Raw genomic sequence first — 15,889 nt, 5'->3', positions numbered from 1 at the left:
GTGTGGAAACGGCGGTGTACGGCGCCTCGTTGGGAGGAGACGGGTGGGCGGACCGCCTGCCCGGCCGTAGGCTGGCAGGCATGTCGACCCATGCCAAGCGTGAACGACTTCTCCTGGCCGATCTGCTGGAGACCGCGGGTCCCGAGGCCCCGACCCTGTGCGAGGGCTGGACGGCCCGGGACCTCGCCGCCCACGTGGTGGTGCGCGAGCGCCGCCCCGACGCGGCGGGCGGCATGCTGGTCAAGCCGCTGGCGGCGCGTCTGGAGCGGGTGATGGCGGAGTTCGCCGCCAAGCCGTACGAGGAGCTGATCCAGCTGATCCGGACGGGGCCGCCGCGCTTCTCGCCCTTCTCCCTCAAGCAGGTCGACGAGTTGTCGAACATCGTCGAGTTCTACGTCCACACGGAGGACGTGCGCCGCGCCCGGCCGGACTGGACGCCGCGCGAGCTCGACCCGGTGTTCCAGGACGTCCTGTGGTCGCGTCTGGAGCGCTCCGCGCGGTTGATGGGCCGCGGGGCGCCGACGGGCCTGGTGATGCGCCGTCCGGACGGCCGGACGGTGGTGGCGCACCGCGGCACCCCGGTGGTCACGGTGACCGGGGAGCCGTCCGAGCTGGTGCTGTTCGCCTACGGTCGGCAGAGTGCCGCCAAGGTCGCTCTGGACGGCGACGAGAACGCGATCGCGAAACTGCGCGAGAGCAAGCAGCTCGGCATCTGATCCGCACCCGAAAGGCGCAGCCCGTGATCAAAGTGGCCATGACCAGCGTGTACGTCGACGACGTGGCGAAGGCCCACGCCTTCTACACCGATGTCCTCGGCTTCGAGACCCGTACCCACATGGACATGGGGGACGGCATGCTGTTCGTCACCGTGGGGGCGCGCGGGGGCGCCCAGCGGGATCTGGAGCTCCTGCTGGAGCCGGGGCAGGGGTCCATCGCCGAGCCGTACCGCCGGTCGGTGCGGGAGGCCGGCCTGCCCGCGATCGTGTTCTCCGTGGACGACCTCCGCGCGGAGTACGAGCGGCTGCGCGGGGAGGGTGTCCACTTCGTCCAGGAGCCGCGGGAGCAGGGTCCGGTGATCTCCGCGGTCCTGGACGACACGGTCGGCAACCTCGTCCAGTTGGTCCAGCCGACCGGCTGAGCTCAGCGCACCGGGTGACCGGCGTCCCGCAGTGTCTCCTTGACCTGGCCGATGCGCAGGTCGCCGAAGTGGAAGACGGAGGCGGCCAGCACCGCGTCCGCGCCCGCCGCGACCGCCGGCGGGAAGTCGGCGAGCTTGCCGGCGCCGCCGGAGGCGATCACGGGGACGGTGACGTGCTTGCGGACGGCGGTGATCATCTCCAGGTCGTAGCCGTCCTTGGTGCCGTCGGCGTCCATGGAGTTGAGCAGGATCTCGCCGGCGCCCAGCTCGGCGGCCCGGTGCGCCCACTCCACGGCGTCGATGCCGGTGCCGCGGCGGCCGCCGTGCGTGGTGACCTCGAAGGAGCCGGAGTCGGTGCGGCGAGCGTCCACCGACAGCACCAGGACCTGGCGTCCGAAGCGTTCCGCGATCTCGCGGATGAGGTCGGGCCGGGCGATGGCCGCCGTGTTGACGCCCACCTTGTCGGCGCCCGCGCGGAGCAGCTTGTCCACGTCCTCGGTGGTGCGGACGCCGCCGCCCACGGTGAGCGGGATGAACACCTGCTCGGCGGTGCGGCGCACCACGTCGTAGGTCGTCTCGCGGTTGCCGGACGAGGCGGTGATGTCCAGGAACGTCAGCTCGTCGGCGCCCTCGGCGTCGTACACCTTGGCCATCTCGACGGGGTCGCCCGCGTCGCGCAGGTTCTGGAAGTTGACGCCCTTGACGACCCGGCCGTTGTCCACGTCCAGGCAGGGGATGACTCGGACCGCCAGGGTCATGAATCCACGGCTCCTCTGAATGCTTCGAGTTCCACTGAGACCAGGACGCGCGAGTCGACGAAGCCCTCGACCACCAGCAGGGTGGTGACCGGGCGCACCGCGTCGAACAGCTCCTTGTGGGCGCGTCCGGCCGCGTCGACGTCCCGCGCGTGGGCGAGGTGGAGGCGCGTGCGGATCACGGACTCGATGCCGAGCCCGAACTCGGCGATCGCCTCCAGCGCGCCGGCGAAGGCCACCTTGGCCTGCTCGTACGGGTCGCCCTCGCCGTACAGCACCTCGCCCCGGAACGCGGTCGTGCCCGCCACCAGGACGCGGTCGCCCGCCGCCACGGCACGTGCGAAGCCGAAGGACTCCTCCCAGGGGTTTCCGCTCTGCACGCGCCGTACGGCATCGATCGTCATCGGGACACAGCCTCCAGGGCCTCTTCCAGGGTGAACGCCTTGGCGTACAAGGCCTTCCCGACGATGGCGCCCTCGACACCGAGCGGGACGAGGCCGGCGAGGGCGCGCAGGTCGTCCAGGGAGGAGACGCCTCCGGAGGCGACCACGGGGCGGTCGGTGGCGGCGCAGACGTTCTTCAGCAGCTCCAGGTTGGGGCCCTGGAGGGTGCCGTCCTTGGCGATGTCGGTGACGACGTAGCGGGCGCAGCCCTCCTTGTCGAGGCGCTCCAGCGTCTCGTAGAGGTCGCCGCCGTCGCGGGTCCAGCCGCGGCCGCGCAGGGTGGTGCCGCGGACGTCGAGGCCGACGGCGATCCGGTCGCCGTGCTCGGCGATGATCCGGGCGACCCATTCGGGGGTCTCCAGGGCGGCGGTGCCGAGGTTGACGCGGGTGCAGCCGGTGGCGAGGGCGGCGGCGAGGGTGTCGTCGTCGCGGATGCCGCCGGACAGCTCCACCTTGATGTCCATGGCGCCGGCGACCTCGGCGATCAGCGCGCGGTTGTCACCGGTGCCGAACGCGGCGTCCAGGTCGACCAGGTGCAGCCACTCGGCACCCGAGCGCTGCCAGGCGAGGGCGGCCTCCAGGGGGGAGCCGTAGGACGTCTCGGTGCCGGACTCGCCGTGCACGAGGCGGACGGCCTGGCCGTCGCGGACGTCGACGGCGGGGAGGAGTTCGAGCTTGGCCATGTCTCTACAGGGTTCCGATCCAGTTGGTGAGGAGCTGGGCACCGGCGTCGCCGGACTTCTCGGGGTGGAACTGGGTGGCCCACAGGGCGCCGTTCTCCACGGCCGCCACGAAGGGCTTGCCGTGGGTGGACCAGGTGACCAGCGGGGCGCGCATCGCCGGGTTGGCGGTCTCCAGACTCCAGTCGTGGACGGCGTAGGAGTGCACGAAGTAGAAGCGGGCGTCCGCGTCGAGGCCGGCGAACAGTTCGGAGCCGGCCGGGGCGTCCACGGTGTTCCAGCCCATGTGGGGCACGACGTCGGCCTGGAGCGGTTCGACGGAGCCGGGCCACTCGTCGAGGCCCTCGGACTCCACGCCGTGTTCGATGCCCCGCGCGAAGAGGATCTGCATGCCGACGCAGATGCCCATCACCGGGCGGCCGCCGGAGAGCCTGCGGTCGACGATCCAGTCGCCGCGCGCCTCCTTGAGGCCCTTCATGCAGGCGGCGAAGGCGCCGACGCCGGGCACCAGTAGCCCGTCGGCGTTCATGGCCGCGTCGAAGTCGCGGGTGATCTCGACGTCGGCTCCCGCGCGGGCGAGGGCGCGCTCGGCGGAGCGGACGTTGCCGAAGCCGTAGTCGAAGACCACGACCTTCTTGGTGGTGCTCAAGGGTTCACACCTCCAGTCTCAGGAGCCCCGTGCCGAGGCACATCACGGCGCCGACGGAAAGCAGCACGATGAGGCTCGTGGGCATCTTCTGCTTGACGAAGGAGATGATCCCGCCGACGAAGAACAGGCCGACGACGATCAGGACGGTGGACAGTCCGTTCATGGCTTACAGCGCGCCCTTCGTGGAGGGCAGGATGCCGGCCGCGCGGGGGTCGCGCTCGGAGGCGTAGCGCAGGGCGCGGGCGAGGGCCTTGAACTGGCACTCCACGATGTGGTGCGCGTTGCGCCCGTAGGGCACGTGCACGTGCAGCGCGATCTGGGCCTGGGCGACGAAGGACTCCAGGATGTGCCGGGTCATCGTCACGTCGTACGCGCCGATCATCGGCGCCATGTTCTCGGGCTCGGTGTGCACGAGGTAGGGGCGGCCGGAGAGGTCGACGGTGACCTGGGCGAGGGACTCGTCCAGCGGGACCGTGCAGTTGCCGAAGCGGTAGATGCCCACCTTGTCGCCGAGTGCCTGCTTGAAGGCGGCGCCGAGCGCGAGGGCGGTGTCCTCGATGGTGTGGTGGGAGTCGATGTGCAGGTCGCCGTCGGTCTTCACGGTCAGGTCGAACAGGCCGTGCCGGCCGAGCTGGTCGAGCATGTGGTCGTAGAAGCCGACCCCGGTGGAGATCTCGGTCTTGCCGGTGCCGTCGAGGTCGATCTCGACGAGGACGGACGTCTCCTTGGTGGTGCGTTCCACGCGTCCAACGCGGCTCATGCGCTCTGCTCCTTCTTGATGTCACGGACCGCGTCGAGGAACGCGTCGTTCTCGGCGGGGGTGCCCGCGGTGACCCGCAGCCATCCCGGTACGCCGTTGTCCCGGACCAGGACGCCCCGGTCGAGGATCCTCCGCCAGGTGGCGTGGGAGTCCTCGAAACGCCCGAACTGGACGAAGTTGGCGTCGGACTCGGTCACCTCGTAGCCGAGGGCGCGCAGTTCGACGACCAGGCGGTCGCGTTCGGCCTTCAGCTGCTCGACGTACTTCAGCAGCGTGTCGGTGTGTTCGAGGGCGGCCAGCGCGGTCGCCTGGGTGACCGCGGAGAGGTGGTACGGCAGCCGGACCAGCTGGACGGCGTCGACGACCGCCGGGTGCGCGGCGAGGTAGCCCAGGCGCAGGCCGGCCGCGCCGAACGCCTTCGACATGGTGCGGGAGACGACGAGGTTCGGGCGTCCGTCGAGCAGCCGCAGCAGCGAGTCGCCGTGGCTGAACTCGATGTACGCCTCGTCGACGACCACCATCGACGGCTTGGCCGCCTGGGCGGCCTCGTACAGCGCGAGGACCGTCTCCGGGGGGACCGCGTTGCCGGTGGGGTTGTTGGGGGTGGTGACGAAGACGACGTCGGGCCGGTGCTCGGCGATGGCCTTCTCGGCGGCGGCGAGGTCGATGGTGAAGTCCTCGTCGCGGGGGCCGGAGATCCAGCCGGTGCCGGTGCCGCGCGAGATCAGGCCGTGCATCGAGTACGAGGGTTCGAAGCCGATCGCGGTGCGGCCGGGGCCGCCGAAGGTCTGCAGCAGTTGCTGGATGACCTCGTTGGAGCCGTTGGCGGCCCACACGTTCTCGACGCCGAGCGGGTGTCCGGACGTCTTCGTCAGGTACTCGGCCAGCCTGGTGCGCAGTTCGACCGCGTCCCGGTCGGGGTAGCGGTTGAGGTGCCGGGCGGCCTCGCGGACCCGCTCGGTGATCCGCTCGACCAGCGGCTCGGGCAGCGGGTAGGGGTTCTCGTTGGTGTTCAGCCGTACGGGGACGTCCAGCTGAGGGGCGCCGTAGGGGGACTTGCCGCGCAGCTCGTCCCGTACGGGGAGATCGTCGATGCTCACGTCGCTCACTTGTTCTCGGGCACCTTCCAGCCGAACCTGGCCTTGATCGCCGCGCCGTGCGCGGGCAGGTCCTCCGCCTCCGCCAGCGTGACCACGTGGTGCGCGACCTCGGCCAGCGCGTCCTCGGTGTAGTCGACGATGTGGATGCCGCGCAGGAAGGACTGGACGGACAGGCCCGAGGAGTGGCAGGCGCAGCCGCCGGTGGGCAGGACGTGGTTGGAGCCGGCCGCGTAGTCGCCGAGGGAGACCGGGGACCAGGGGCCGACGAAGACCGCGCCCGCGTTGCGCACCCGGTCGGCGACCGCGGCGGCGTCGGCGGTCTGGATCTCCAGGTGCTCGGCGCCATAGGCGTCGACGACCCGCAGGCCCTCCTCGACGCCGTCGACCAGGACGATCGCGGACTGGCGGCCGGACAGGGCCGGGACGATCCGCTCGTCGGTGTGCTTGCTGGCCTTGACCTGCGGCTCCAGCTCCTTCTCCACGGCGTCCGCGAGCTCCGCGGAGTCGGTGACGAGGACAGCGGCGGCCAGCGGGTCGTGCTCGGCCTGACTGATCAGGTCGGAGGCCACGTGCACCGGGTCGGCGGTGGAGTCCGCGAGGATCGCGATCTCGGTCGGGCCGGCCTCGGCGTCGATGCCGATCATGCCGGTGAAGTAGCGCTTGGCGGCGGCGACCCAGATGTTGCCGGGGCCGGTGACCATGTTCGCGGGCGGGCAGGACTCGGTGCCGTACGCGAACATCGCGACGGCGGTGGCGCCGCCGGCCGCGTAGACCTCGTCGACGCCGAGCAGGGCGCAGGCGGCCAGGATGGTCGGGTGCGGCAGGCCGCCGAACTCGGCCTGGGCCGGGGAGGCGAGCGCGAGGGAGGGGACGCCGGCCTCCTGGGCGGGCACGGCGTTCATGATCACGGAGGACGGGTAGACGGACCGGCCGCCGGGCGCGTACAGGCCCACGCGGTCGACCGGGACCCATTTCTCGGTGACCGTGCCGCCGGGCACGACCTGGGTGGTGTGCGTGGTGCGGCGCTGGGCGCGGTGGACGAGCCGGGCGCGGCGGATGGACTCCTCCAGGGCCGCGCGCACGGCCGGGTCCAGCTCCTGCAGCGCGCGCTCGATGGCGTCGGCCGGCACCCGCACCTGCTCCAGCTTCACGCCGTCGAACCGCTCGGCGAAGTCGATCAGCGCCGCGTCGCCCCGATGATGCACGTCCTCGCAGATGGGCCGCACCTTCTCCAGGGCGGCCGCGACGTCGAAGTCGGCTCGGGGCAGCAGGTCGCGCAGGGCGGGGCCCTCGGGGAGGGCGTCGCCGCGCAGATCGATTCGGGAGATCACATGCACAATTCTCTCAGACCCGCACGGTGGGCCGTCCGCCCGTTCCAATGGCTGATACGTCACGCCCTCGGTGACGGTCCGCGCACGTTCCCGAGATCCTCTTCACTTTCCGTGTTCAAGCGGTCACCTCACCGGGCATGAACGGTTGTACGAAGGGACGAACCGGCGAGTAGACGGGGAGGAGGGGGAGTTCCGTGACCGAGGGGGTGGGACCGGGCGGCGGTGAGCCGCCGGAGGACCTGACCGCCACGGAGGCCGGAATGTGGCAGGCCTTCCGCAACGGCAGCGTGTACGACCTGAGCAGCGGGGACACGGTCGCCGACGATCCGCACGGAGGGCATCCATGGGGCCCCGAGCGGACGGTCAGGGCGCGTGTCGTGTGCTGGCTGCTGCTGGACGGACCCCCCGCCCTGGCCGGCCGGGTCTCGTCGCTGAAGCTGGTCGGGGTGCGGATCAGCGGCGTGCTGGACCTGGCGGGCGGCACGGTGGTGCCGTACCTGGAGATGCGCGCCTGCCGCTTCGAGCGGGACGTGCTGCTGCCGGAGGCCCGCTTCACGACCGTGCGCATGGTGGACTGCTCGATACCGCGTCTGGAGGCGGCCCGGCTGCACACCGAAGGCGATCTGCACCTGCCGCGCTGCCGGTTCCTGGGCGGCATACGGCTCACCGACGCGCGGATCGGTACGGACCTGCTGCTCAACCAGGCGGTCGTGCACCGGGACCGCAGCGGCCGCTCGATGGCCGCCGACGGGATGAACGTGGGCCAGGACCTACAGGCGGAGATGCTGGAGTCGCACGGCGAGCTGAGCCTGCGCAGCGCGACGATCGGCGTGTCGCTGAGCCTGCGCGGGGCCCGGCTGGACAACCCGTACACCCGGCTCGCGCTGAACGCGCCGCAGCTGACCGTGGAGCGCTCGCTGTACCTGACCCCGGCCGGGGTGGGCGCCCAGGCGCGCAGCGGGATGACACCGGCGCGCGGGACGCGGATCCAGCGCTTCGAGTGCCGGGGCGGGGTGCGGCTGGACGACGGGCGGTTCGGGGACGCGGTCGACTTCGAGGGGGCCCGGTTCACCTTCACCGACGAGCAGGAGCTGTCGCTGCGCCGGGTGCAGACGCCGGAGCTGCGCTTCCTCGGGGAGCGGCCGGTGCGCGGCAGGGTCGTGCTGTCGGGGGCGAAGGTGGTCAACCTGATGGACCGGGCGGACAGCTGGCCCGGCCCGGGCCGGCTGCACATGGGCGGCTTCACCTACGAGAACCTGGTGCCGCGCGGGCCGTTCCCGCTGGCGCTGCGGCTGCGCTGGGTGGACGCGGCGAGCGCCGAGTACAACCCGGAACCGTACGAGCGGCTGGCCGCCGTGCTGCGGGAGGGCGGGGAGGACGAGGACGCCCGCGAGGTGCTGCTCGCCAAGCAGCGCCGGCGCCGCGAGAGCCTGCCGATGGCGGCCAAGCTGTGGGGGTACGTACAGGACTGGACGGTCGCCTACGGATACCGGCCGGGCCGGGCCGCGGTGTGGATGGCGGTCCTGTGGGCGGGCGGTTCGCTGGCCTTCGCGCGCGCCGATCCCCCGCCCTTCAAGGGCGGTGAGCATCCCGCGTGGAACCCGCCCCTGTTCACCCTGGACCTGCTGCTGCCGGTGATCGACCTCGGCCAGGTCGGCTTCTGGCAGCTGCGCGGCGGCTGGCAGTGGCTGTCGGCCGCGTTCGTCCTGCTGGGCTGGATCCTGGCGACGACGGTGGCGGCGGGGGCGACGCGGACCCTGAGACGTACGTAGGCGAGGGACGCACGCGGCGGGGGACCCGCGTGACGGCCTCCGTGACCACTGGGACCAGTGGTCACAGGGGGCGTGAGGGGCCCGCACGAGGCGGGAAGCGCTCCGCTTTTTGCCGGGCCTTGACCGATCCCCGTACAACCTTCCATGACTTCCGTGTCGCCTCTGGCGCCGCTGTGACCTGCGGTCTTTCAATGGTCGACACCATGGCTCTGCTGCACGGGTTCACCCGTACATCCCGGGTTCGAGGAAGGACGACGGGCGCCACGCCCCCCGTCCCCGTCGTGCTGCCCGCCGACGACGAGGTGCTGCTCGACGCACCCGACGATCTGCTGGGCCCGGCACTGGTCGGGGCGGCGGGCGGTGACCACACGCCCGCCGCCGGACTGCTCGCCGTCACCCGGCGCACCGGCGCCTGGGAGCACCGCGACCGGTACGTGCGGCGGCTGGCCGCCTTCGCGCGCTCGCGCCCCGAGTGGCTGGACGCCTGGCGCGCCCGCGACCCGCGCGACCCCGACGGGCTGCTGGTGGACGCCCAGCGGGCGGTGGACCGCGCCTGGGACTCACCGGCCCGGGCCGAGCTGCTGCGCGAGGTGAGCCCGCTGATCACGGCCGCCGCCCGGGCGGACAACCGCGATCCGGTGCCCTGGCGGCTCGCCCTGGACCACGCCCGTGGCGCGCGCGCCGGGCACACGTACTTCGAGGAGCTGTGGGCGGCGGCGGTCCGGCGGGCCTCGCACCACCACGGCTGTCATGTGGCGGCCCTGCGCTACCTGGCGTCCTCGTGGCACGGTTCGCACCACGAGTGCTTCACCTTCGCGGACCTGGCCGCGCAGGACGCGCCGGAGGACTCGCTCACCCAGTCGCTGCCGCTGCGGGCGGCGTTCGGCTACCTGACCGACCGCTGCGGCCCCGAAGTGCCGCGCGAACGGCTCGAGGCGGCGGCCGACCGCGCCGTGGCCCTGTCCGCCCGGCTGCCGGCGGGCCAGCCCTGGCCCGCCGAGCTGCGCAATCTGCTGACGTACGTCCTGGTCCGGCTGGACCGCCGGCGGGACGCCCTGGAGCAACTGCGGCTGACCGGCCCGTACGCGACGTCCTTCCCCTGGGACCGGGACGCGGACGATCCGCTCGGCCGGTTCCTGGAGGTCCGTCAGAGCGTGTGCGCGGCGGTCACGTCCGGCTGTCCCTGACCGGGATCCGGCTCCCCGGAACCGGTCTTCGACCGGCCGAGGAGTGAACAGGGCGACCGGCTCCGCTTCGGCGACCATTAGGCTCTTGACCCGTGACCACCGTCCGGCTCCCGCTCTTCCCCCTGAACACGGTGCTGTTCCCGGGGCTCGTGCTTCCGCTCAACGTCTTCGAGGAGCGCTATCGCGCCATGATGCGCGAGTTGCTGAAGACTCCGGAGGACGAGCCGCGCCGGTTCGCCGTCGTGGCGATCCGCGACGGGTACGAGGTGGCGCCGAGCGCGCCCGGCATGCCCGATCCGACGGCCGTTCCCGTACGCGGCCCGGCGGCGGGCTTCGGCACCGATCCGCTGCGCGCCTTCCACAAGGTGGCCTGTGTCGCCGACGCGGCGACGGTCCGGGAGCGGGCCGACGGCACCTTCGAGGTGCTGGCGACCGGTACGACCCGGGTGCGGCTGCTGTCCGTCGACGCCTCGGGGCCGTATCTGACGGCCGAGGCGGAGCCGCTGGCCGAGGATCCCGGCGACGGGGCGGGGGCACTGGCCGAGGGGGTGCTGCGCTCCTTCCGCCAGTACCAGAAGCGGCTGGCGGGGGCGCGGGAACGGTCTCTGACGACCGGTGTGGACCTGCCGGACGAGCCGGGTGTCGTCTCCTATCTGGTCGCCGCCGCGATGATGCTGGACACGCCGACGAAGCAGCGGCTGCTCCAGGCGCCGGACACCGCGTCCCGGCTCCGTGACGAGCTGAGACTGCTGCGCGCGGAGACGGCCGTCATCCGTCATCTGCCGTCGCTGCCGGCCGCGGATCTGACACGCGGTCCGACGAGTCTCAACTGACGTACGAAATCAACCGGGGTACAGGCGGGGATGGCGAAGAAGTCCAAGAAACAGCAGTCGGCGGGCACGCCCGCGACGGTGGCGCTCACCGCGGCCGGGGTGCCGTTCACGGTGCACTCCTACGACCACGACCCCTCCCACCCGTCGTACGGCGAGGAGGCGGCCGAGGCGATGGGGGTCTCACCGGACCGGGTCTTCAAGACGCTGGTGGCGGACGTCGACGGCGCGCTGACGGTGGCGGTGGTGCCGGTGGCGGGGCAGCTGGACCTGAAGGCCCTCGCGGCGGCGGTGGGCGGCAAGCGGGCCGCGATGGCCGACCCGGCGCTGGCGGAACGCACCACGGGCTACGTCCGCGGCGGCATCTCCCCGCTGGGGCAGCGCAGGAAACTCCCCACGGTCCTGGACGAGTCGGCCACCACGCACACGACGATCTGCGTCTCGGCGGGCCGCCGAGGCCTGGAGGTGGAACTCTCCCCCGCCGACCTGGCCGGGCTCACCTCCGCGACCCTGGCCCCGATCGGCCGCGGCTAGCCCGCCCCCGCGGGCGGACACAACCGCACCCGCGGCAAACGCAGCCGCTCCTCGGCCGTACCCGCGGGCAGTCGTGCCTCCCCCAGTGCCTTGAAGGCCTGGGAGGTACCCCCGGGGCGATGGGGGTCCCCCCGCCCGAGCGCAGCCGAGGGTGGGGGAGGCACCCCGTACACGCCGGGCTGCGCGAACACCCCCCGCCCGGAGACGCGGCCGGGACCCGGAAACCTACGCCCCCGGCCCCGACCCGTATGGCTTCACCGACGGCGGCTGCTCCGGATCCCGCGGCCCGAACAGCCCCGTCAGCCCCAGGTGCACGACCAGCGCCGCGAACGGCCACGCCAGCAGCGCCCCCTTCGCACTCAGCGTCAACGGCGCGTCGAACGGGACCCCCTCGCCCACGCTCCTCGCCCGGGTGATCGCGTCCGAGGCCGGCCCCAGCCACACCCCGAGCCGCCAGGCCAGCACCGATCCCAGCAGTCCGCCGACCGCCAGCGCCACCACCAGCGGCACGCCCCCGCGCCGCCGCAGCAGGAACACGGCGAGCGCGCTCACCGCACCGAACCCCAGCGCGAGCAGCGAGAACGTCCCGTCCACCCCGATGCTCTGCTCGCCCTCGGAGTCCTTGAGGTACACGACCCAGTTGTCGCCGACCACGTCACCCACGTACGGCACGCGCGGCGCCAGCCACCACCACAGCACCCCGAGCAGCACCCCGCCGAGCGTCACCGCGACCGCGGTCACGGCGGCCTCGCGTATCTCCGTCTTCATCCCGGGGCCGTCCTGTCCGTACCCCCAGCCGTGCCGCGGGTCCTCGGCGTGCCCGGTCTCGTCCTCGGGCGGAGTCGTGGCAGCCGTCCGCCCGTCGGACGGTGGCTGCCACACGTCCCGCGCGGAACGCTCGTGCGGAGGCGGTGGTGGTGTCAGAGGTGCGCTCACCCTGCCATCGTGCCAGGCCCGGCTGTGCGGCGCGTCACCGGACGGCCGCCCTGCGGTACGCCCAGGTCGCGACGGCCAGCGAGATCACTCCGACACCCCCGCACACGGCGAGGTCACCGAGTACGCGCGCCCAGTCGGGATGCGGTCCGAAGGTCCGCGCGAAGGCCTCGACGCCGTACGTCGACGGCAGCAGGTCCCGGGCGAGGCGCACCGCCTCCGGCATCCGCTCCGCCGGCAGCACACCGAGCAGCAGCGCGGCCGACATGCCGAGCTGGCCCAGCAGCGTGGCCAGCTCCGCGCGGGGCGCGAGCAGGCCGAGCGCCGCGCCGAGTCCGGCGAGCGCGGCCCCGGCGAGCGGGATCACGGCGGCCAGCACCCACAGGTTCGCCAGCGGCAGCCCGAACAGCACGCACCCGAAGACGGCGGTCACCACGGTCCCCGGCACGGTGAACGAGGCGTACGCGCCCGCCGCGCCCAGCACCACCGCCGCCGGCGGTACCGGCAGCGTCGCGTAGTGGTCGAGCCCGCCGCTGGCCCGCAGCTGCCCGAAGTACTGGGCGAGCAGGTTCAGCGCGACGAAGGCGACGACCAGGACCGCCGAGCCGGCGACCACCGCCTGCGCCTCGCCGCCGCCGTCCACGACCCCGCGCATCAGGATCATGATCCCGACCGACTGGAAGGTCGCCACGAACAGCAGCGGTATCCGCGCGACCCGGGCCCGGGACAGCTGCGCCCGGTACACGGCCGCCAGCGACGGCCACAGCCGCGCCCGGGGGCCGAGTTCGGCTGCTTCCGGCGCGGCCTCCTCCGCGGCCAGGGCGCCGCCCGGCAGGACATCGGCGGGTACGACACTCACGTCGTGCTGCTCCCCTTCGCTCGGAGGTTCGCCCGGAACCGGTGCGGCCCTGTTCCGTACGGATGCCGCGGCCCGTGTGCTCACGCCTTCACCAGTCCCTGTCGTACGGCGCCGCCCAGGGCCAGGTAGACGTCCTCCAGGCTGGGTGTGGCCAGCGTGAAGTCGTCCAGTGCGGCGAAGGCGGCCCCGCCGGTGACGGTGGCGACGACCGTACGGGCCTCCTCGGGCGCGAGCCGCAGGGTCCAGCGGCGGCCCGACTCGACGACCCGGTCCCGCAGCGCGGCGACCTCGGGCACGTGCAGGGGGGCCGCCTCGCGCCACACCAGGTCGACCCGGACCTCGCCGGCGACCCGCTCCTTGAGGCCGGCCGGGCTGTCGCAGGCGATGACCCGGCCCCGGTCGAGCACGGCGACCCGGTCGAGCACGGTCTCGGCCTCGATGACGTTGTGGGTGACCAGCAGCACGGTGGTGCCGTGCTCGGCGCGGCGCCGGTCCACGGCGGACCACACCGCGCGCCGGGCCACCGGGTCCATGCCGGTGGTGGGCTCGTCCAGGACGAGCAGGGGGCGGGCCCCGACCAGCGCGGCGGCGAAGCAGGCCAGCCGGCGCTGGCCGCCGGAGAGCTTCTTCAGCGGGCGCCCGGAGAGCGGGGCCAGCCCCAGTTCGTCCAGGACGTCGTCCCGCTCCGCCCGCGCCCGGCGCGCGTCGAGCCCGCGCAGCCGGCCGGTGGTCTCGGCGGCGAGGGACACGGTCAGTTCGTCGAGGGCGCTGGACTCCTGGCCGAGGTAGGCGAGGATGCGTGCGGCCCGCTCGGGGTGGCGCACGATGTCGTGGCCGAGGATGTTCACGCTGCCGCTGTCGGGCCGCATCAGGCCGGTCAGCTGGCGTACGAGGGTGGACTTGCCGGCGCCGTTCGGCCCGAGCAGCCCGAAGATCTCACCGCGCCGGATGTCGAGCCCCACGTCGTCGGTGGCCCGGACCTCGGGCGTCGCGGGGACCCCGCGCCGGCCGCGCACCGCCGGATAGGTCTTGGTCAGCCCGCGCACCGCGCACACGACGTCACCACCGTGCCGGAATCCCTGTGCCGCGCGCGTACTCACAAGGGACGAGCCTACGGGGTCCACGCCCCCGATCCGCCCTCGGGTCACCCCGGTGCCCGCAAACCCGCCCCAACCACCCACCGCCCCTACACGCCCGGGCCTTGGCCCGCCCCCGCCCCACCGAGCCGGGACAACACCACACACGCCAGGGCCGCGCCCCGCCCCCAGCCACCGAGCCGGGCCAGCACCCGCACACACCGGGGTCGTAGCCCGCTTTCCCCCCACCAAGCCGGGACAGCACCACACACACCAAGGCCGCGATCCGCCCCGGCCACCACCCCGAGACAGCACCCCCACATGCCCGGACCGCAGCCCGCCTCCCGCCCCACCGAGCCGAGACAGCACCACACACACCAAGGCCGCGCCCCGCCCCCGGCCACCGAGCTGAAACAGCACCGCACACGCCGGGATCACGGCCCGCTTCCCGGCCCACCGAGTCGGGTGGTGGGTGGGCACAGGCGGGGGTCCGAGGGGCGGGAGTCCCTTGGCGGGGGCGCGGGGGCGGCGCCCCCGGTGGCAGCGGCAGGCACCGCCCGCTCACTCCCCGGCGGGAGCCCGTTCCGTACCGGTGCGCAGGTCCAGCTCCCGCCAGAAGCCCGCCCGGATGGCGTAACGGTCACGTTCGTCGATCTGGTCGTCCTTGTGGGCGAGCAGCCCGAAGCGGGCCGCGTAGCGGAGCAGCTCGCCGTCGACGCGGTGCGGGATGCGGGGGTACATGCCGGACAGCTTCTGGATGTGGCCCTGGTCGCCGAGCCGTTCCACCCAGCGCCGGGCGAAGACCTGCCCCACCTCGAAGGGGTCCCCGCCGACGGTGGTGATGTCCTCCTCGCGGTCGGCCCACCGCTGCTCCGCCGTGGTCAGCTGGGCGAGCGTCGGCAGGGAGGCCGCGTCCGGCGGTTCGGCGACCGGCCGGTCGATCCAGCCCTTGTCGGAGGACCAGCGCAGGGTGGCGGAGGCGGGCTGCTGGGGCTGGTGCGGTCCGGGGCCGCGCAGGGCGGCCAGGTCCTTGGGGGTGGGTACGCCCTTGCCCGTGGACGCCCGCTCGGCGGTGCCGTTGTGCTCGGCGGCGGCCGGGTGCCGCGGCTCCTCGACGGTCCGCTCGGCCGTCGCGCCGAGCGCGGACTCCGGCAGCGGGGCGGAGAGGATCGCGGCGATCTCGGGCCGCGGCACGGGCGGCGGGGCGCACACCCCGGTGTGCTCCTTGGCCCGTACGGCCCGGGTGATCCACGCCCGGTCCAGCACCCGGCGCTCGTCGGCCTCGGCGACCAGGTCCTCGGACTGGTTGTAGTCGCCGTCGGCGGCCTGCACGGCCCACAGGTGGACGGCGACGCCGTGTTCCTTGGCGGCCATCATGCCGGGCAGCAGGTCGCCGTCCCCGGTGACCAGGACGATGTCGGAACAGGCGCGGTTGCGGGCCAGTTCGGTCAGCTCGGCGTGCATCGCGGCGTCGACGCCCTTCTGCGCCCAGCGGCCGTCGCTGCGGGTCAGCGCCCCCAGCCGGACGGTGACCCGGGGCATCACGCGCAGCCTGCGGTGCTCGGGCTGCGGGACGCGGTCGGGGGCGCCGTCGAACCAGTAGATGCGCAGCAGCGGCTGACGCGTCTCGGACTCGGCGCGCTCCCGCAGCCCTTGGATGAGGGCCGCGTGGTCGACGGTGATGCGGGACCGCGAGGGCTCCCCGGCGAGGAGACTGGCGGCGGCCCCCAGCAGATACCCGGCGTCCACCAGGACGATGCAGCGGTCCACGCGGTCCACCCTCTTTCCGGGAGGTTTGCTTCGGGCTTGCTTCGAGTCTGCCCGACCACGCCGGGGTTAACG

General features: G+C 73.3%; 18 protein-coding genes. 6 read left to right on the top strand and 12 right to left on the bottom strand.

All coding sequences use genetic code 11. The features are described from left to right. Nucleotides 1-80 precede the first annotated feature (80 nt). Together ACH5AO_RS16165 and ACH5AO_RS16160 are read left to right on the top strand one after the other, a co-directional pair. Nucleotides 81-716: a TIGR03085 family metal-binding protein gene (locus ACH5AO_RS16165; RefSeq protein WP_398924956.1), complete on the top strand. Its 636-nt coding sequence runs from the start codon at nt 81-83 to the stop codon at nt 714-716. A gap of 23 nt (nt 717-739) precedes the next feature. Then, the gene (locus ACH5AO_RS16160) at nt 740-1,138 is read left to right on the top strand and encodes a VOC family protein (RefSeq protein WP_398924954.1); all 399 of its coding nucleotides are present in this window, start codon (nt 740-742) and stop codon (nt 1,136-1,138) included. A gap of 2 nt (nt 1,139-1,140) precedes the next feature. On the opposite strand, the gene hisF is transcribed toward ACH5AO_RS16160, so the two are convergent. From hisF to hisD, 8 genes are read right to left on the bottom strand one after another with little or no spacing between them, the layout of a single operon-like run. Continuing rightward, nucleotides 1,141-1,896 (bottom strand): imidazole glycerol phosphate synthase subunit HisF, encoded by a 756-nt coding sequence (hisF, locus tag ACH5AO_RS16155; protein ID WP_398924953.1) that lies wholly within the window; start codon nt 1,894-1,896, stop codon nt 1,141-1,143. After that, nucleotides 1,893-2,297 (bottom strand): Rid family hydrolase, encoded by a 405-nt coding sequence (locus ACH5AO_RS16150; RefSeq protein ID WP_398924950.1) that lies wholly within the window; start codon nt 2,295-2,297, stop codon nt 1,893-1,895. The genes hisF and ACH5AO_RS16150 overlap by 4 nt, the downstream gene beginning before the upstream one ends. Next, on the bottom strand, nt 2,294-3,019 hold the full coding sequence (gene priA / locus ACH5AO_RS16145) for a bifunctional 1-(5-phosphoribosyl)-5-((5-phosphoribosylamino)methylideneamino)imidazole-4-carboxamide isomerase/phosphoribosylanthranilate isomerase PriA (protein WP_398924948.1): 726 nt from the start codon (nt 3,017-3,019) through the stop codon (nt 2,294-2,296). The genes ACH5AO_RS16150 and priA overlap by 4 nt, the downstream gene beginning before the upstream one ends. 4 nt (nt 3,020-3,023) lie before the next feature. Next, a complete protein-coding gene (gene hisH, locus ACH5AO_RS16140) occupies nt 3,024-3,665 on the bottom strand; it encodes an imidazole glycerol phosphate synthase subunit HisH (RefSeq protein WP_398924946.1) in 642 nt (213 codons plus the stop codon). 4 nt (nt 3,666-3,669) lie between these two features. After that, nucleotides 3,670-3,828: a hypothetical protein gene (locus tag ACH5AO_RS16135; protein WP_398924944.1), complete on the bottom strand. Its 159-nt coding sequence runs from the start codon at nt 3,826-3,828 to the stop codon at nt 3,670-3,672. Between the two features lie 3 nt (nt 3,829-3,831). Further along, complete coding sequence (gene hisB, locus ACH5AO_RS16130; RefSeq protein WP_030858895.1) at nt 3,832-4,425, bottom strand: imidazoleglycerol-phosphate dehydratase HisB; 594 nt, start codon at nt 4,423-4,425, stop codon at nt 3,832-3,834. Then, entirely contained in the window at nt 4,422-5,534 is a 1,113-nt protein-coding gene (locus tag ACH5AO_RS16125; RefSeq protein ID WP_398924942.1) for a histidinol-phosphate transaminase, read from the bottom strand. Before ACH5AO_RS16125 ends, hisB begins: the two co-directional genes overlap by 4 nt. Further along, nucleotides 5,531-6,856 (bottom strand): histidinol dehydrogenase, encoded by a 1,326-nt coding sequence (gene hisD / locus ACH5AO_RS16120; RefSeq protein WP_398924940.1) that lies wholly within the window; start codon nt 6,854-6,856, stop codon nt 5,531-5,533. The genes ACH5AO_RS16125 and hisD overlap by 4 nt, the downstream gene beginning before the upstream one ends. 194 nt (nt 6,857-7,050) lie before the next feature. Between hisD and ACH5AO_RS16115 the strand changes: the two genes are divergently transcribed. The 4 genes from ACH5AO_RS16115 to ybaK all read left to right on the top strand — a co-directional run bounded on the left by ACH5AO_RS16115 (nt 7,051) and on the right by ybaK (nt 11,179). Then, complete coding sequence (locus ACH5AO_RS16115; RefSeq protein WP_398924938.1) at nt 7,051-8,628, top strand: oxidoreductase; 1,578 nt, start codon at nt 7,051-7,053, stop codon at nt 8,626-8,628. Nucleotides 8,629-8,831: 203 nt separating this feature from the next. Then, nucleotides 8,832-9,815, top strand: a complete 984-nt coding sequence (locus ACH5AO_RS16110; RefSeq protein WP_398924936.1) for a hypothetical protein — start codon at nt 8,832-8,834, stop codon at nt 9,813-9,815. A 92-nt stretch (nt 9,816-9,907) separates the two neighbouring features. Continuing rightward, complete coding sequence (locus ACH5AO_RS16105; protein ID WP_398924934.1) at nt 9,908-10,648, top strand: LON peptidase substrate-binding domain-containing protein; 741 nt, start codon at nt 9,908-9,910, stop codon at nt 10,646-10,648. Nucleotides 10,649-10,678: 30 nt separating this feature from the next. Beyond that, entirely contained in the window at nt 10,679-11,179 is a 501-nt protein-coding gene (ybaK, locus tag ACH5AO_RS16100) for a Cys-tRNA(Pro) deacylase (RefSeq protein WP_398924932.1), read from the top strand. 225 nt (nt 11,180-11,404) lie between these two features. Here the strand turns inward: ybaK and ACH5AO_RS16095 are convergent, their stop codons facing one another. From ACH5AO_RS16095 to ACH5AO_RS16080, 4 genes are all read right to left on the bottom strand, one after another. Continuing rightward, nucleotides 11,405-12,115 (bottom strand): AAA family ATPase, encoded by a 711-nt coding sequence (locus ACH5AO_RS16095; protein WP_398924930.1) that lies wholly within the window; start codon nt 12,113-12,115, stop codon nt 11,405-11,407. Nucleotides 12,116-12,149: 34 nt separating this feature from the next. Then, nucleotides 12,150-12,971, bottom strand: coding sequence for an ABC transporter permease (locus ACH5AO_RS16090; protein ID WP_398924928.1), 822 nt, complete (start codon nt 12,969-12,971; stop codon nt 12,150-12,152). 80 nt (nt 12,972-13,051) lie between these two features. Beyond that, nucleotides 13,052-14,026: an ABC transporter ATP-binding protein gene (locus ACH5AO_RS16085; RefSeq protein ID WP_398925243.1), complete on the bottom strand. Its 975-nt coding sequence runs from the start codon at nt 14,024-14,026 to the stop codon at nt 13,052-13,054. Between the two features lie 582 nt (nt 14,027-14,608). Then, nucleotides 14,609-15,817 carry an NYN domain-containing protein gene (locus tag ACH5AO_RS16080; protein WP_398924926.1) on the bottom strand — a complete coding sequence of 403 codons (1,209 nt, stop codon included), beginning with the start codon at nt 15,815-15,817 and terminating at the stop codon, nt 14,609-14,611. Between the last annotated feature and the right edge of the window lie 72 nt (nt 15,818-15,889).

Source organism: Streptomyces sp. NPDC018964 (assembly GCF_044390325.1).
In the GTDB taxonomy this organism is placed as follows: Bacteria; Actinomycetota; Actinomycetes; order Streptomycetales; family Streptomycetaceae; genus Streptomyces.
This window is presented reverse-complemented; position numbering and strand designations above follow the sequence as displayed.

What these genes read in the sequence shown, in the direction of transcription:
- priA (WP_398924948.1), bottom strand. Translation starts at nt 3,019, where the DNA reads ATGGCCAAGCTCGAACTCCTCCCCGCCGTCGACGTCCGCGACGGCCAG.
- hisB (WP_030858895.1), bottom strand. Translation starts at nt 4,425, where the DNA reads ATGAGCCGCGTTGGACGCGTGGAACGCACCACCAAGGAGACGTCCGTC.
- ACH5AO_RS16135 (WP_398924944.1), bottom strand. Translation starts at nt 3,828, where the DNA reads ATGAACGGACTGTCCACCGTCCTGATCGTCGTCGGCCTGTTCTTCGTC.
- hisF (WP_398924953.1), bottom strand. Translation starts at nt 1,896, where the DNA reads ATGACCCTGGCGGTCCGAGTCATCCCCTGCCTGGACGTGGACAACGGC.
- ACH5AO_RS16150 (WP_398924950.1), bottom strand. Translation starts at nt 2,297, where the DNA reads ATGACGATCGATGCCGTACGGCGCGTGCAGAGCGGAAACCCCTGGGAG.
- ACH5AO_RS16110 (WP_398924936.1), top strand. Translation starts at nt 8,832, where the DNA reads ATGGCTCTGCTGCACGGGTTCACCCGTACATCCCGGGTTCGAGGAAGG.
- ACH5AO_RS16165 (WP_398924956.1), top strand. Translation starts at nt 81, where the DNA reads ATGTCGACCCATGCCAAGCGTGAACGACTTCTCCTGGCCGATCTGCTG.
- ybaK (WP_398924932.1), top strand. Translation starts at nt 10,679, where the DNA reads ATGGCGAAGAAGTCCAAGAAACAGCAGTCGGCGGGCACGCCCGCGACG.